Annotated in this window: 10 protein-coding genes; 8 read left to right on the top strand and 2 right to left on the bottom strand. The window is 72.5% G+C overall.

All coding sequences use genetic code 11. The features are described 5' to 3' along the window. The first annotated feature begins 345 nt into the window (after positions 1-345). Entirely contained in the window at positions 346-876 is a 531-nt protein-coding gene (locus QSK30_RS13345; protein WP_285502706.1) for a hypothetical protein, read from the top strand. A gap of 64 nt (positions 877-940) precedes the next feature. On the opposite strand, the gene QSK30_RS13340 is transcribed toward QSK30_RS13345, so the two are convergent. Then, positions 941-2,347 carry a hypothetical protein gene (locus tag QSK30_RS13340; protein WP_285502704.1) on the bottom strand — a complete coding sequence of 469 codons (1,407 nt, stop codon included), beginning with the start codon at positions 2,345-2,347 and terminating at the stop codon, positions 941-943. A 313-nt stretch (positions 2,348-2,660) separates the two neighbouring features. Between QSK30_RS13340 and QSK30_RS13335 the strand changes: the two genes are divergently transcribed. From QSK30_RS13335 to QSK30_RS13310, 6 genes are all read left to right on the top strand, one after another. After that, a complete protein-coding gene (locus QSK30_RS13335) occupies positions 2,661-4,451 on the top strand; it encodes an amino acid adenylation domain-containing protein (protein ID WP_285502702.1) in 1,791 nt (596 codons plus the stop codon). 1 nt (position 4,452) lies between these two features. Continuing rightward, a complete protein-coding gene (locus QSK30_RS13330) occupies positions 4,453-5,388 on the top strand; it encodes a chlorinating enzyme (protein ID WP_285502700.1) in 936 nt (311 codons plus the stop codon). Continuing rightward, positions 5,385-6,485, top strand: a complete 1,101-nt coding sequence (locus tag QSK30_RS13325; RefSeq protein ID WP_285502698.1) for an alpha/beta fold hydrolase — start codon at positions 5,385-5,387, stop codon at positions 6,483-6,485. The genes QSK30_RS13330 and QSK30_RS13325 overlap by 4 nt, the downstream gene beginning before the upstream one ends. Then, entirely contained in the window at positions 6,482-7,726 is a 1,245-nt protein-coding gene (locus tag QSK30_RS13320; protein ID WP_285502696.1) for an FkbM family methyltransferase, read from the top strand. The genes QSK30_RS13325 and QSK30_RS13320 overlap by 4 nt, the downstream gene beginning before the upstream one ends. After that, positions 7,723-8,835 (top strand): acyl-CoA dehydrogenase family protein, encoded by a 1,113-nt coding sequence (locus QSK30_RS13315; RefSeq protein WP_285502695.1) that lies wholly within the window; start codon positions 7,723-7,725, stop codon positions 8,833-8,835. The genes QSK30_RS13320 and QSK30_RS13315 overlap by 4 nt, the downstream gene beginning before the upstream one ends. Positions 8,836-9,281: 446 nt before the next feature. Continuing rightward, positions 9,282-9,818, top strand: coding sequence for an HdeD family acid-resistance protein (locus QSK30_RS13310; RefSeq protein WP_285502694.1), 537 nt, complete (start codon positions 9,282-9,284; stop codon positions 9,816-9,818). Here QSK30_RS13310 and QSK30_RS13305 read toward each other — a convergent pair. Further along, positions 9,805-13,614: a P-loop NTPase fold protein gene (locus tag QSK30_RS13305; RefSeq protein WP_285502692.1), complete on the bottom strand. Its 3,810-nt coding sequence runs from the start codon at positions 13,612-13,614 to the stop codon at positions 9,805-9,807. The two genes, QSK30_RS13310 and QSK30_RS13305, sit on opposite strands and share 14 nt — an antisense overlap. Before the next feature lie 311 nt (positions 13,615-13,925). Between QSK30_RS13305 and QSK30_RS13300 the strand changes: the two genes are divergently transcribed. Beyond that, positions 13,926-16,142 (top strand): VWA domain-containing protein, encoded by a 2,217-nt coding sequence (locus QSK30_RS13300; RefSeq protein WP_285502690.1) that lies wholly within the window; start codon positions 13,926-13,928, stop codon positions 16,140-16,142. The last annotated feature ends 18 nt before the right edge of the window (positions 16,143-16,160 follow it).

Raw genomic sequence — 16,160 nt, 5'->3', positions numbered from 1 at the left:
GCGGGTGGGTCGCCGTCGTCCATTGTGGATCATCGGGGTTTGGTCGACCGAGAGTGTGCGGGGTCACGATAATCACTCGAACGAGGCGCCTCGGCAGTGTGGAATGTCGACATTGGTCGGGGTCTTTGCCGGACTGTCGGGGGCCGACCGGGTAGCCGCCGTTCACCGGTGCGGCGCAGCGGAAATTGGTCCGCCCGTTTCGCCCACCCGTCGCACTCGAACAGCCGACGGCGGGCGCCCTTCCCATTCGATCGGTACCATTATTCGCCACCGCAGGATGATTGGGGGCGGCGAATGAGCGACTACGATTGCCGTCGGACGGTCGGCCGGCGCTAAGTGTGGGGCATGAGACTCCGCCTTGCCGTGCTCACGGCGCTGCTGTCCACCTTCCTCGTCCTCTCCGCACCGTCCGCGAGTGCCGCGCCGGTCGACGCCGCGTGCACGATCGGCACGACCGGTGCCGTCTACAACCCCGGCCTCCTGCTGGCCACCCAACGCACGACGCTGGTCGGTGAGCTGACCACCTTCGGCACCTGCCAGTCGCTCTCGGACCCGACCCTCGAGTCCGCCATCACCACGACCGCGCTGATCGCGTCCCTGGCCTGTACGGCACCGCTGGTGACCAGCGTCGGCCACACCCAGACCATCAACTGGAACAACGGCCAGACGAGCACGCTGCTGGGCACCAGGTCGACCACCCTGCTCGCGGGGGTGTCGGCCGTGCTCTACACCGGCAACGTGGTCGCCGGGAAGTTCGCCGGTGACACGTTCGTCTTCGAGGCGACCGTCGTGGGCAACGCGCTCAGCTGCCTGGCCAACCCCGGACTGACCAACGGTGCCGGCTACACCTCGACCCTCGTGGTCACCTCGATCTGATCACACACCGCGGCGGGCGTGGGCCGAATCGGTCCACGCCCGCTTGTCCGTCTACACAGGACCGTTAGACCCGGGCTGCCCGGCTCGCCGCCCATTCATCCACAACGGACACCAGCCGCCGGTAGTCGGCGAGCGCGGAGGTGGTGTCCGGGCCGATCACGACCACCCCGAAGCGACCGATCTCCAACGCTCCCAACATGTACGCGGCCACCCCGACCCGGTCCCTGACCCGGTACTGCAACCCCTCGTCCACCAGCAGCGCGATCACGTCGGCCGGGGCCAGCGCCCGGTACGCGTCCTGGTAGAGCCGGTCGGTGGCGTAGAAGGCGACCGGGGTGCCGTCCGGGGCCCGGTACTGGGCCGTCGTCGGGTCGTAGTCGCCCTCCACCAGGCTGTGCAGCAGGAAGTACGGCGTGGTGCCACCACCCATCCGCAGGTTGACCTCCAGCCCGTGGTGGTGCCACTGGCCGCCGGTGCGCACCGAGACGAAGTCGATGCTGCAGACGCCGACCACCGACCGCGCCGCCAGCGCCCGGCCCGCGCGCAGGGCCAGCTCCTGCACCTGCATCCGGTACTCCGCGCGCGCCGGGAACGTGCAGCCGACGAAGATCTGCTTCTCCGCGCCGCCGAGGACCTGGTCGTGGGTGGTGAGCAGCCGCACGCCGCCGTCGGGGCTGAGCATCACCTGCGCCGAGGGCGACGCCGTCTCCTCCCCCTCGACGAACCGCTCGACCACCCCGCCCATGCTGTCGAGCTTGGCCCGGTAGTCCTCCCAGGTGTCCGGCGGCGAGGCGAACACCGCCCGGCGCGGGAGCTCCCGGCGCACCCAGTCGGCCAGGCCGGTCGAGGGTGCGCCCGCGAAGGAGAACAGCACGTTGCCACCCGCGCCGAAGCTGTCGTTGAGCTTCACCATCGCGGTGCCCATCGCCGCGTCGCGGCCGCGCAGCTCGGCCAGCGCGGCCACCACGTCGGCGGTGTCGCGCAGGCCGTCGAGGCCCTCCACCACCGGCACGCCCGCGCCGGTGAACAGCTCGCGCGAACCGGTCTTGGAGCCCAGCGGCGCCAGGTCGGGGTCGGCGGCGAAGAGCGGCACGCCCAGCGCGACGGCGAGCTCGCGCTCGACCGGTGTCGAGTTGTAGGTGACCAGCACCGCGTCGGCCGGGTCGTGCACCGCGGCGCGCAGCCGGGCGAGCAGGTCCGGCCTGCGCAGCACCTTGGCGCTGAGCGGGATCGGCTCGCGGCTGGCGCAGTCGAGCAGGGTGAGCCTGCCGCGGGCGTGCGCGCGGGGCAGCGACGGCACCAGGTCGAAGGCGTAGTCGACCACCTCGGGCGCGATCGCCTCGCTGGTGATGTAGGTGATCTCAGTCCGTGGGCGGCGGAGTAGCTGGAGCAGGAACAGCAACCGCTCCTCGTAGTGGTTGACGCCGGGGATCTTGACCAGCCCCGCACTGTCGAGGGAAACACTGGGCACTACCAGCACCGTGCGTGGCGATCCGGTACCCCCGAACGGGTCTGACAACCACCTTTGGTTGGCCTTAAAGGCGACTCGCTCCCCCGACTCGTCGACCATGGGTCCTCGACTCCTCTCACCCCTCGGCGCGACACCGTGCCCAGAAGCGTAGTGCGATCAGCGGTTGACGCAGAGCTACCCCAATTGCACCATGGAACGACGCCGCCGGAATCCCCTGGGCGGCCAGGGATTCTCCTCCCGCCCGGTTTCCCGAACACCCCCGAGCCGTGTCCGCCGCACGGCCGCCCCGCCGTGCCCACCGCTGGAGGAGCCAGTGCCACTGCCGCGTGAAACCGTTGCGCGCCAAGCAGGTCCACCCGGGCGAACGCTGCCCGGCCTGGCCGAGGCGAGCGCCCGCGCGCACCCGGACCGGATCGCGGTGAGCGCGCCGGACGGCGAGCTCACCCACCGCGAGCTGCACGCCAGGGCGGACCTGGTCGCCGCGGCGCTGCGGCACGCGGGCGTCGGACCGGACGTGGCGGTGCCGCTGGTCGCCGACACCGGGCTGGACCTGGTGGTCGGCCTGCTCGGGATCCTCAAGGCGGGCGGCGCCTACCTGCCGGTCGACCCGGCCGCGCCGACCGACCGGATCCACCTGCTGGTCAACGACTCCGGCGCGCCGGTCGCGCTGGCGACCACCGCGACCGCGGGCCTGCTGGCGCACCCCGCGCTGCTGGTCGACGCGCTCGAGCCGGTGCCGGACACCCCGCTCGCGCGGCCGGTCCAGGAGACCGACCTGGCCTACGTCATCCACACCTCGGGCAGCACCGGGGTGCCCAAGGGCGTGCGGGTGGAGCACCGGCAGGTGGTGCGCCTGTTCGAGCAGACCGACCGGTGGTTCGGCTTCACCGCCGACGACGTCTGGACCATGTTCCACTCCGCGTCGTTCGACTTCTCGGTGTGGGAGATCTGGGGCGCGCTGCTGCACGGCGGCAGGCTCGTCCTGGTCCCGCACGCGGTTTCCCGCGCGCCCGCCCGGTTCCACGCGCTGGTGGCCGAGCAGGGGGTGACGATCCTGAGCCAGACGCCGTCGGCGTTCCGGCAGTTCACCGCGGTCGACGACCGGCCGCTGCCCGCGCTGCGCTTCGTGGTGCTCGGCGGCGAGCGCCTCGACGTCGGGCTGCTGGCGCCCTGGTTCGACCGGCACGGCGACCGGGAGCCGTTGGTGGTCAACATGTTCGGCATCACCGAGGTGACCGTGCACGCCACCCACCGCCCGATGGCCCGGGCTGACCTCGATGCCCCCGGGGTCAGCCCGATCGGGAACCCGCTGCCAGACCTGGGTTTCCACATCCTGGACCCCGACGGCGTCTCCGCCGACGAGGGCGAGCTCTACATCACCGGGCCGGGTGTCGCGCGCGACTACCTCAACCGGCCGGACCTGACCGCCGAGCGCTTCACCGCGCTGCCCGACGGTCAGCGCGCCTACCGGACCGGCGACCTGGTGCGCCGCGCGAACGGCGAGTACCACTACCTGGGCCGCGCCGACGCCCAGCTCAAGGTGCGGGGCTTCCGGGTCGAACCGCGCGAGGTGGAGGCGGTGCTGACCGCGCACCCCGAGGTGGACTCCTGCCTGGTGACCACCGCCGACCACGGCGACGGCGACGTCCGGCTGGTCGCCTACGTCGTGCCACCACCGGGCACGGCCGCCGACGCGGGGTGGTGGGAACGCCTGCGGCTGGAGGTCACCGCGCGGGTGAACGCCACGCTCCCCCGGCACCTGCGGCCGTCGAGGTACCTGCCGGTCGAGGCACTCCCGTTGACCCGCAACGGAAAGCTGGACCGGCGGACCCGCGCCGCCGGTGCCCACGACGGGCTCAGCGCCACCCAGTCGGCGGTGGCGGACATCTGGGCCGAGGTGCTCGACGAGCACGGCTTCGGCCCGGACCAGGACTTCTTCGACCTCGGCGGCACCTCGCTGACCCTGCTGCGGATGGTCGACCGGGTCAACACCCGCTTCCGGGTCGAGCTCGACCTGGCCGCGCTGGTCGACGGCATCACCGTCGAGTCGCTGGCCACCGAGCTCGACCGCGCGAGCACCCCCGCACCCACGGCGAAAGGCTGACATGAGCACCTACTCCCTCTCCCCCGAGGAGTTGGCCGACTTCCACCGCCAGGGTTTCGCCGGGCCGTTCACCCTCTACGACCGCGAGGACATGACCCGGCTGTGGCGGCGCGAGCGGGTGCGGCTGCTCGACCGCGGCGCGGCCGTCTACGAGGACGTGGCGGCGAAGTCAGCGGCGACCAACATCGCCAACTACGACCGGCACCTGGACAACGCCTTCCTCGCCGAGCACGTCTGCGCGCCGCAGATCGTCGACCGGGTCGCCTCCATCCTGGGCCCGGACGTGCTCTGCTGGCGGACCGAGTTCTTCCCCAAGTACCCCGGTGACGAGGGCACCGACTGGCACCAGGCGGACACCTTCGCCAACGCCTCGGGCACCCCGCAGATCGCCTGGCCGGGCGGTTCGGACTTCGGCGGCACGATCACCGTGTGGGCCGCGTTCACCGACGCCAAGGTCGACACCGGCTGCCTGCAGTTCATCCCCGGCACGCACCGGACGATGTTCTACGACGAGACCAAGCGGATGCACTACGACCCGGACAACGCCCGCGACCTCGAGAAGCAGGGCGTGCGGCGCGGGTTCTTCGGCTACGACTACCGCGAGCTGCAGATCGACCCGGACTGGCGGCCCGACGAGTCGCGGGCGCGGTCGATGGAGATGGAGGCCGGGCAGTTCATCGTCTTCTGGTCCACGCTCATGCACGCCTCGCACCCGCACGCGGGCCTGACCAAGCAGATGCGGCTCGGGTTCGCCGGCCGGTACGTGCCGACCTCGGTGCGGGTGTACCCCGACACCGACCGGATCGAGGAGTACGGCGGCACGGTCAGCCTGGACCGCTACGGCTCGGTGCTGGTCAGCGGCGCGGACGAGTTCGGGCACAACCGGATCGCCCGGGAGACCACGCTGGGCCACCCGTTCCCGGCCCGACGCCCGTGAGCGAGGCCGCTGACGAGGTGTGCGCCGCGGTGGCGGACGTCGCCCCGCTGCTGACCGCCCTGGGCGCGGCGCAGCGGGCGGCACTCGACCGGCGCGCCCGGCCTGCCCTGGCCGAGGCGACCGCGCTGCTCGGCGTGCCCGCGGTGCTGGTGGTGGACTCCACCGCGGGGTTCAGCGCGGCCGAGGTGGTGATCACCCGAAGACTCGCCCGGGCACCGTTGACGACCGCGTTCCAACCCGGCGAGCTGGCCGCCGCGGCCGCCCGGCGCGGCCCGGGGCCGGTCGTGGTGCGCGGGGGTGACGGGGCGGCGCTGCGGGCGCACGTGGCGGGCCCGGTCGGCGCGCCCGCGGTGGCCGTGGTCTCAGCCTGTGGGATGCCCGCCGGTCTGGTGTCGCGCTGGGTGTCGCACCTGGCCGCCGGGCACCGGGTGGTCACCTGGGAGACCCGCGGCCTGTTCGACGACGAGGACGGCTTCGACGCGCGCGGGCACGACCTGGCCACCCAGGCGGCGGACCTGCTCACCGTGCTGGAGGCGTTCGTGCTGGAGCGCGTGCACGTCGTCGGGCTGTGCGGCGGCGCGGCGATCGCGCTCGCGGCGGCGCACTCGCCCAGGGTGGCCTCGCTGAGCCTGTGGCACGGCGACTACGAGCTGGCCGGGGCGGCGAAGACCGAGCACCAGCGGGACATGCAGTCGATGCTGGTGCTGGCCGGGCGCGAGCGGGCCAGGGCCGAGGCGCTGCACCGGGTGTTCCGCCGGGCATCCACAGTGGACTCACTGCGGCCGGACATCGCCCACCACCTGTACTACCCGTACGCGACAGCGGAACTGCTCTACCGGTACGGCAGGCTGAACGGGGCGATCATGACCACCGACTGCGGACCGCTGCTGGCGGCGGTCAGCCAACCGACGCTCGTGGTCACCAGCCCGGAGGACGACACGGCCCACCCGGACGGGTCGCGGCACGTGGCCGCCCGGCTCGCGCACGCCCGGCTGCACGAGTTCCCGCACGGCGACCACCTGGCGGCCTTCGACGCCGACGCGCGGCGGCTGGCCCTGGCCACCGACTTCATCGCCGAGACCAGGGGCGGCTCATGAGCGCCGAACACCCGGCGGTGGCGGCGGTCCTGGTGCGCGCGGGCACGGCCTACGTCGTGCCGAACCCCGACACCGCACCGCTGCTGCACCGGGCGGTGACCACGGACCTGCCGGACGGGCTGACCTGGCACGAGCCGTCCCCGGACCTCCTGGTGGCCGGGGTGAACCGGAGCGAGACGGAGTTCCTGCACAAGGAAGTCTGGGTGGGCAACGCCTACCTGCGGCACGGGGTCGTGCTGCCCGCGGCCGCCGTCGTGGTGGACATCGGGGCGAACATCGGGATGTTCAGCCTGCTCGCGGGCCTGTCCGGCGCACGGGTCATCGCGGTGGAGCCGGTCACCGAGGCGGCCTCGGCGGTGGCGGTCAACGCGGCGCTGCACGGGGTGGACGTGACGGTGGTCGAGTCGGCCGTGGGACGGTCGGCGGGCGAGACGGCGTTCACGGTGTACCCGCGCAACACGGTGATGTCCGGGCGGCACGCGTCGATCGACGACCGCGAGGTCCTGCGGGCCTACCTGGCGACCGACCCGGATGTGTCCGATGTGGACCTTACCGCGATGGCCGCCGACCACCTCGCCGCCGAGGTCCGCCGGGTCCCGGTGACCACGGTCCCGGACCTGCTGGCCGGGCACGGGTTGTCGGCGGTCGACCTGCTCAAGGTCGACGTGGAGAAGGCCGAGTGGGACGTGCTGGCAGGCATCGACGCCGCGACCTGGGCGTTGGTGGACCAGGTGGCCGTGGAGGTGCACGACCTGGACGGACGGCTCGCGGTCATCGTAGACCTGTTGCTAGGCAAGGGTTTCACTGTCTCGCACGACCGCGACCCGAGACTGGTCGGGACCCCGTGCCACACGGTCTACGGGCACCGCAAGACGGTGCACCGGACACCCGCGCCACCGCGCGCGCCAGTAGCTTGGCCGACCACCCGCGCACTGGCGGCCGACCTGTCCGTGGACCGCGTCGTCCTGGTGCGCGATCTGGCCGACATCCCCGCCGCCGCACCCGCCGCGGTGTCCACCGGAACCGTGGTCCTGGCCGAGATCTGGGCAGACCTCTTCGGCCCGGACGCCGTCCACCCGGACGCGGACTTCTTCGCCCTGGGCGGCAACTCGCTCACAGCGGTCCGCCTGGTGTCGAGGTTGGAGGCGCGGTTGGGGGAGGACGTGGTGGCCCCGGACACGGTGTTCACGGCCACCCGCTTCCAAGACCTGGCCGCCGCCATCGAGGCGGGCCTGCGGTGAGCTCTGTCCACCTGGGACCCGACCACGAGCGGTTCCGGCGGCGGGTACGGGCGTTGCTGGAGTCCGAGGTCGTGCCCCGGCTGCCGGAATGGGAGCGGGCCCGGCACATCCCGCGATCGGGCTGGCGACTGCTCGGCACGGCAGGTCTCCTCGGCCTGGCCACCTCGACCGAGCACGACCTCTTCCACTCCCTCGTACTCCTCGAGGAACTCGGAAGAACCGGCTACAGCGGCTTCCGCGCGGCAGTGGCCGTACACGCCTACATGGCCACCCACTACCTACCAAGAACCTCACCACGCCTGACCACGGCGACCCGGGGCGAGTCAGTGGGCGCCCTGGCGATCACCGAACCGGGCGCGGGCTCCGACCTGGCCGCCCTGACCACCAGAGCCCACCCCGACGGCGACTGGCTGGTGCTCGACGGCCACAAGACAATGATCACCAACGGCACCACCGCCGACTTCCTCGTCGTCGCCACCCGCACCGGCGAAGCGGAACGAGGACCGACCGGGCTGTCCCTGGTGGTCGTGGACGCACCCACCACCGGACTCTCAGCCACACCGATCCGACTCCCCGGCTGGCACTGCGCGGACACCGCGGACATCCACCTGACCAACGTCCGAGTACCGAGGGACAACGTACTCGGCAAACCCAACACCGGCTTCTACCAACTCATGCGCGGCCTGCAGACCGAACGAGTCGTCGCGGCGGCCCTGGCCCTGGGCGGCATCGAACGCTGCCTCGCCGACACCCAGGACTTCGCCCGCGCCCGCACCGTCTTCGGCACCCCACTGGCCACCAGCCAGGTGGTCCGCCACGCCCTGGCCTCCATGGCCACCGAACTGGCGGCCGCCCGAACCCTCACCTACGACGCCGCTTGGCGCCTGTCCAGAGGCGACCTCCCGGTAGCCGAGTGCTCCATGGCCAAGCTCTACGCCACCGAACTGGCCTGCCGAGTCGCCGACAAGTGCCTACAACTACACGGCTCCCACGGCTACCAGGCCGACTCCCCCATCGCCAGGGCGCACACCGAGTCCCGCGCCGCCACCATGGCGGCAGGCCCCTCCGAGGTCATGCTCGACCTGATCGCCACCGAACTACTCACCTGATCGTGTCCACACGAGCCAGTCCACACACAACCCGAGCCCCCTCGCCACCAGCCCAACCCCAGCCGCAACCCACCCACTCACCCCAGTCCACCCACCCACCAGTCCCTCCACCACCCACCAATCCCTCCAACCCACCCACCCCAGCCCCAATCCACCCCAGCTCAACCCACCGCACGTCCCAACCCACGGCAGCCCCCAACCAACCGCAGCCCGCGCGCCTCACCCCACCCCGAAGACCACCCCGCCCCCTGCATCCCATACGCAGCCAAAACACGGGCTGGATCCGTTTGTCAAGGCATCTTTCCCGCCTTGACAAACGGATCCAGCCCGTAGTCACACTTGGCGTAGGGGATGCAGGCCCCAGAGAAAACCCCCAGAAAGAGTGACAAACCCAGCAGAGACGCCAAACCCCAGCCACCATAGCCACACCCGAAGGAGAGGTACCCATGATCGTCTACACCGGCCCCTGGTGGCTCACCCTGACCCGCGGCGTCCTCTCCCTCGTCTTCGGCGCCCTGGCCGTCATCCTCCCCGGCCTGACCCTCATCACCCTCGCCATCGTCTTCGGCGCCTACGCCGTCGCCGGTGGTGTCGTCGCCGCCATCGCCGCCACGAGGTCGGCGCCCGGCACCCGGGCCCCGCACGTCTGGGAAGCCGTCATCCTGATCGTCACCGGCCTGCTCGCCCTGGTCTGGCCCGCGATCACCGTGCTGGCGCTGGTCGTGGTCACCGGCGTCTGGGCCATCGTCTCCGGCGTCGGGCAACTCGTCTTCGGGGTCCGGGCCGTCCGGGAGACCAAGGCCGCCTGGCTGGTCGTGCTGTCCGGGGCGCTCGGTGTCCTCTTCGGCATCCTGGTGCTGGTCCGCCCGGGCGCCGGGATCGCCGCCATCGCCTTCCTGATCGGCTTCTACGCGATCGTGCACGGCGTGCTGCTCATCGCCCTCGGGATCGCCGCTCGACGGGTCTCCACTACGCGTCCGTGAAGTGCCGGTAGGATTCGAAGCCGTAGCGGGCGATCCGCACCGACCACGACCGGTACGCGTGCGCGCAGGTCAGGATGTCGCCGCGGTCGCCGATGAACTCGGACAGGGTCACGGCCAGCGGGGCCGGCGAGGCGGCCTCGATCACGTCACCGACGTCGTGGTCCTTGAACAGGTCACGGACGTCGTGGTGCAGTTCGTTCTCGTGGTCGCACTCGGTGGCGGGGCGCAGGGCCGCCACCAGCTCGCCGTAGTCGCCGGGCGCCCGGATCAGACCGGCGGCGAGCAGCGCGGCGACCTGGTAGTCGCCCGCCAGGAACGCGCCGCGCCGGTGGTGCTCGCTGACCAGGATCAGCCGGTAGACGTTCATCAGCCGCTTGATGGCGCGGGGCCCGGACAGCAGCGGGGACAGCGCGGTGAGCAGGGCGACCTCGGGCTCGGTGATCCGCAGGCCGACGTCCGGGACGCGCCACGACCGAGCGGCCGCGACGGGCGCGGGTGCCGCGGGCACCGGGCGGGCGGACGCCGGGCGCGAGGCCGCGGGCTCGGCGGGGGTGCCCGGCGCGCCCACCGCCGGGGCGGTCTCGGTCCGGGCCGCGGCGGGCTCGAGCTCCATGTCGTCCACCAGGCTGAGCAGGTAGGTCTCCGCCCGGTTCCCCACCGGGCGCACCGCGTAGCCGAGGGTGAAGATCTTGTCCAGCAGGCCCAGCGCCAGGTCGCGGTGCTCCCGGCTGGTCCGCGCCGTTCGGCGGTGGTGCTCGCGCAGGGCGCGGAACAGCTGCGGCGGGTCGAGCGCGACCACGACCACGAACAGCGGCACCGACATCAGCAGGTTGACCGCGTGCAGCACCTCCACCACCCGGCTGGGCGCGCAGCGGTCGAGGTCGTCGATGTAGAGCACGATCCGGTCCAGCACCGGGGTGGCGTCCGGCTCCCGCTCGCGGCTGATCTTGTACAGGGCGTCGGCCAGCTGGCGCAGGTCCTGGTGCACGTGGCCGGGGACGCCGCGGTAGGGCTTGTAGCGGTCCGGCTCGACCAGCTTGGCGACCACCTGGTCCAACCGGAACACCGGGTCGTCCGCGCTGAGCTCGTCCGCCCTGGCATCGATGTCGGAGCTCAGCGCCTCCTTGGCCTTGGTCAAGGACTCGGTCAGCTTCTGGTTGCGCGTGCGCACCCAGTTCCACACCGCGACGACCGACCCGATCGGGCCGACTACCCCGATCCCGGCAGCCCACAGTCCACTCGCGACACCGGGGAAAGCCCGCGCGCCGAGAAGCGCCGCGGCGCCCGCGAGGCAGAACAGCAACGCGACCGTCCCAACGAGGCGCAACCGCAACCCGCGCAGGCTCTTCACGACCCGGTCGAAGTACTCGCCCCGCAGCGCGGCGAGTCCGCGCAGCAGGTGCCGGGCCCGCCGGGTCTCGGCCACGATCGGCACCAGCGACCGCCCCGCCGCGTCCGCCTGGGTCAGCTCCTCGTCGACCTTGTCGCGTAGCTCGACGGTGTGGCGGTGGTCGGCCCGGCGGCGCGCGCGCACCTTGGCCGCGGGCACCGGGGTCCGCGCGGGCAGGCGCAGGTCGGGGTCGTCGGCGGGGTCCTGCCCCAGGCCGTGCCAGAGCTGCTCGGCCAGGCCGACCCACAGGTGGTCGTCGCTGTAGTTCCAGGCGTTGAACCGGATCTGGCGCACCCGGCGCACCCAGAACGAGTCCGCCGCCTCCTCGGGCGTGCTCCCGACCAGGTCGTGCACCCGCTTCTTGACCTGGATCACCAGGCTCGACTTGCCCGACCCCCAGTCGCCCAGCAGGGCGAGCGAGAGCGGGGCCCTGGTGTGCCGGGCGGCGATCAGCTCGGCCAGCGCCCGCACGTCGGCCTCGTTGCCGATGGTGTCCTCGTGCGCGGCCTCGTCGCTGACCAGTGCCGGGTGCGGGGCGCCCGCGCCCGCCCCGGGCTGAACCTGTCCATTGTGGATGGTGCGCGGCGGGTGGTCGGGCGTGGTGCTGAGCACCCGCAGTTCGCCGCCGTCGCCACCCGCGACGATCAGGCCGCCGCCGGGCATCAGCGCGATCGCCGCCACCGCGCCGCCGAAGTCCGAGTGCGCCTGGCCGACCCGCCTGCCGGTCTGCGGGTTCCACCTGGCGATGACCCCGTTGGCGCCGCAGGAGACGATGGTGCCGTCCGACGGGGAGAACAGCACCTTGTGCACGTCGCCGTGCCCGGTGCGGATCGGCGCGCCCACCGCGCCGCCGTCGGCCACCCGCCACACCGTGACCCGGCCGTCCTCGCCGCCGACGGCCACGACCGCGCCCGCGTGGTCGATGGCCACCGAGCGGACCTGGCCGTCGGGGACCGCCCGGATGACCGGGCCGTCGCGGTCGCGCTCGCGCAGGTTCCAGCAGACGACGGTCCCGTCGTCGGAGCCGACCACGGCGGTCTCGCCGGTGCCGGAGATCGCGATCGAGGACACCGCCTTGTGCGGGCCCGACCACGGCTCGCCGATCCGCTTCCCGGTGTCGGCGTGCCACAGGGACACCTTGCCGTCGTTCCCGCCGGAGAGCACGTGCTTGCCGTCCGGGCTCACCGCGATGGCCCACACCTTGGCGCCGTGGTCGAGCCGGTGCCGGACCGCGGTCTGGTACCGGTCCCAGATCAGCACGGTGCCGTCCTCGGCACCGGTGACGACGCGGCTGTTGTCCGGCCAGATCGCCACCGCGGAGACGGGGGCGGTGTGCCCGGTGAAGAGGCTGCGCTGCTCACCGGCGGCGTTCCACACCCGGGCGGTGTGGTCGGCGCTGCCGGTGACGATCAGGTCGCCCCGGTCGTTCACCGCGATCGCCCGGACGGCGCCGGTGTGGCCGACGAACGCCTGCTCGACCGGGCGGTCGTCGCGCAGCACGAGCACGGTGTCCCGGCCGCCCGCGACGATGACCGGCCCCGCCTCGACGACGGCGATGGCGAGCACCCCGTGCGGGAACCGGGTGGTCAACGACTTGGTCACCCGCCGGTCGGCGATGGACCACTTGAACAGCGCGCCGTCCGAGCCGCCGGAGATGAAGGAGTCCGCGGTGATCAGCGCGACGGCGTGCACCGTGCCGCCGTGCTCGCGCGGCATCCGGTGCACCGCACCGGCCCTGGGCAGCCAGTGGACGAGGACCCCGCCGTCCCCGCCGACCACCGCCGAGTCGCCGTCGACCACGGCCGCGGCGCGCACCGCCGCACAGCCCTGGATCTCCTGCTCCGCCTTGCGGGTCGGCCGGGACTGGCCGACGGACCAGAGCTGCGCGATCCCGCGGCCGTTCCGGCTGCCGCCCACGAGCAGCGAGCGCCGGTCCGCCCCGACCGCCAGGGCGTGCACCACCTCGCAGCCGGTCTTCCCGACCGGTCGCGGGTCACCCGCGGCGGAGACGATCCGGAGCTTGCCGTCCTCCCCCGCGGCCGCGACCCACTCGGGGGTCGCCGCCAGGGCGCGCACCGGGCTGTCCGCGGCGAGGTCGGTGAGCTCGGTCGGCGAGCCGAAGCGGTCACCGGTCAGCGCCCACCGCCAGACCCGGCCGGACGCGCCCGCGCCGTACACCTCGACTGTGCCCTGCCCCCGGGCGTCCTGCCCCCTGGCGTCCGGACCCTCGACCGCGGCGAGCGCGAGCACGCCCTGGGCACCGAGGTCGGCGGCGTCGAGCGGGTGCTGGGTCTCGCTCGCCCACAGCCGGACCGAGCCGTCCTCGGAACCGGTGAGAAATCGCGTCCCGCCGCGGATCGCGAGTACTGCTCGGATATCCGTGCCGGCGGTGTCAGAACCTGCCATATCGTCAGCATCGACCCTTTCCCGATAATCGTTGCCCCGATCTTCGGTTACGATTGGACATCACATGACCGACCGCGGGCACACAAACCAGCCGCCTGAGTGGACGCTTGCGGTAGCGGCCTCGAGCGGGTAACAGTGGCCGCGTTCCGGTCGACTACCGGGGTTAGAGCGAGCGGGCGAGCTGTCCGGGCAGGGTGGAGGATGCGTTGAGTGGCAAGGTGAAGGCGAGAGCCACTGCCCGCGGTGTCGCGATTCTGCTGACCGCGCTGTCATTCGCTGGCCCGTTACTGGTCCATTCGGGTGTCACCGCCGTGGCCGATTCAGCGACAAAGACAACAGCGATTGGACAGACTCCGGACATCGAACTCCGGCCCGCCCAGATCGTCATTCTGGTCGACGAGTCCGGCAGTATCAGCGCCGCGGACATGGTGCGCGAGCAAGACGCCGCGAGCCTGATCGCCCAGGGTGAATTCTCGCCGAGGTCGACCGTTTCGGTGGTCGGTTTCGCCAGCGACTCCGGCAGCCGGTCACCGGTGGACGTGGTCTGCCCGCCGCTGGTCGTCGCCGGGGCGGCCGAACGCGACCAGCTCGCCCAGTGCGTGCGCGGGCTGCGCAAGCGGACCACGGGCGAGGGCGCGAGCACCGACCACGCCGAGGCCCTGCGGCAGGCGCTGAGCTACCTGGGCACCGGTACCCCCGAGGAGGGTCCGAAGCTGGTGTTCCTGCTCACCGACGGCGTGCTCGACGTCGGTGACAGCCCCCGCTACGGCGTGGGCAAGACGGCCACGCAGCGCAACGACGCCGCCCGCGAGGTGATCCGGCAGACGCTGGTCACCGCCCGGGACAAGGGCGTGCAGGTGTGGCCGCTGGGCTTCGGGAACGTCGACCGGGCGGCGCTGGAGGCGTTCGCCGCGGGCGGCTACCAGGGCTCGTGCGGTCCGACCGTGCCCAAGCCGTCGGCGACGGTGGTCTCCTCCTCCAACGACGTGGCCGCCGCGCTGCTGCGCTCGTTCAGCGCGGCCCGGTGCGCGGGCCTCGGCCCGATCGACAGCAGCGAGCTGGGGTCGGGCCGGGTGATCGAGGTGCCGGTGACCATCCCGGCGATCGCCACCGACGGGACGATCACCGTGGTCAAGCACGACGGCCGGATCCGGGTGGACTACACCGACCCGGGCGGCCGGATGGCGCCCAAGGCCGGGACGACCGAGAGCGGCGAGTTCCAGGTCAGCGGCGACAACGGCGCGGTCGAGGTGCTGCGGATCGGCAACCCGGTACCGGGGGTGTGGAAGGTGCGGGTCACCTCGCCCGCGGACGTGCCCGCGCAGAACGTGCTCACCGCGGTCACCTGGCTCGGCGCCGCGCAGACCTCGATCCTGGTCGACCCGCCGTCCCCGGCGCAGGGGCAGCAGGTGACGCTGTCGGTGCAGGTCATCCTGCGCGGCGGCAAACCGGTGGCGACGCCGGAGTTGTTGCGGGACCTCACCTTCACCGCCGAGATGAGCGGCGGCTCGGTGCCCACCCAACCGGTCCCGCTGCGCGACGACGGCCAGGCGCCCGACAGCGCGGCCGACGGCACCTACACCGGTCAGCTGACCATTCCGGCAGGCGTGCGCGACGAGGTGACCTTCCGCGGCCGGGTGACCGGCCTGGGCATCAGCGCCGCCGACGCGGTGGCGACGGCCCGGGTCTCCCCGGGGGTGCCGACGCTGCTGGTCACCACGAGCCTGCCGGTGGTCACCGACCCGATCGCACCCGGGGAGTCCAGGGGCGCCAAGGTGTCGGTCTCGAACACCTCGGGCAAACGCGCCCGGGTGCGCGTACAGGTGCGAGCGGACGGGCCCGCGCAGGTGACCGTGCCCGCCGACCAGGCGGTGCGCGAGGTCGACCCGGGCAGCAGCACCTTCACCTTCCCGATGGTCTTCGGCGCGGACACCCCGGTCGGGACCTCGACGGGGGTGGTGCGCGTCGTGGACGACACCGACCCGGGGATCGTGTTGCACGAGAAGCGGTACACCGTCCAGGTGGCCCTGCCACCCGAGCCGTTTCCCCTGCTGCGCTTGATAAGCCTCACTGCCCTCGGGATAGCTGTCCTCATCGCGGTGCTGTGGCTGATCGCACGCAGGCGCGCCCAAGAGGTGCAAGCGCTCCGGGTGCAAGCGGTGCGCGAGGGGAGACGCGCTTACCTGCCCACCGAGGCGCGCCGGTCCAAGCAGTTCCAGTTCACTGTGGACACCCAGGGTCCGGTGCCCCGGCTCGACGTCGCCGCCCCCGGCGAACCGACGGCGTACACACTCACCCGCTCGCGCGCCGGGCTGCGGCTGCGCACCCCCTACGGCTCGGTCCTGGCGATGCAGATCGACCAGGAGGTCGAGGTGGGCGAGGGCCTGACGATCGTGGTCACGGTCGACCCGGAGTACGCCCTGGCCGGGGCGTTCGGCGTGAACGGCGCGCAGCCCGCGCGGTCCGGCTGGGACACCGGCGACCAGCCGACCGAGCACCAGCCGATCCCGCGCGACCCGTACCTGTGAGCACCGAGACACCACCGG

Source organism: Actinokineospora sp. NBRC 105648 (genome assembly GCF_030269645.1).
Classification (GTDB): domain Bacteria; phylum Actinomycetota; class Actinomycetes; order Mycobacteriales; family Pseudonocardiaceae; genus Actinokineospora.
This window is presented reverse-complemented; position numbering and strand designations above follow the sequence as displayed.

Coding starts and splice junctions, on each gene's coding strand:
- QSK30_RS13320 (WP_285502696.1), top strand. CDS start 6,482: ATGAGCGCCGAACACCCGGCGGTGGCGGCGGTCCTGGTGCGCGCGGGC.
- QSK30_RS13305 (WP_285502692.1), bottom strand. CDS start 13,614: ATGGCAGGTTCTGACACCGCCGGCACGGATATCCGAGCAGTACTCGCG.
- QSK30_RS13345 (WP_285502706.1), top strand. CDS start 346: ATGAGACTCCGCCTTGCCGTGCTCACGGCGCTGCTGTCCACCTTCCTC.
- QSK30_RS13330 (WP_285502700.1), top strand. CDS start 4,453: ATGAGCACCTACTCCCTCTCCCCCGAGGAGTTGGCCGACTTCCACCGC.
- QSK30_RS13310 (WP_285502694.1), top strand. CDS start 9,282: ATGATCGTCTACACCGGCCCCTGGTGGCTCACCCTGACCCGCGGCGTC.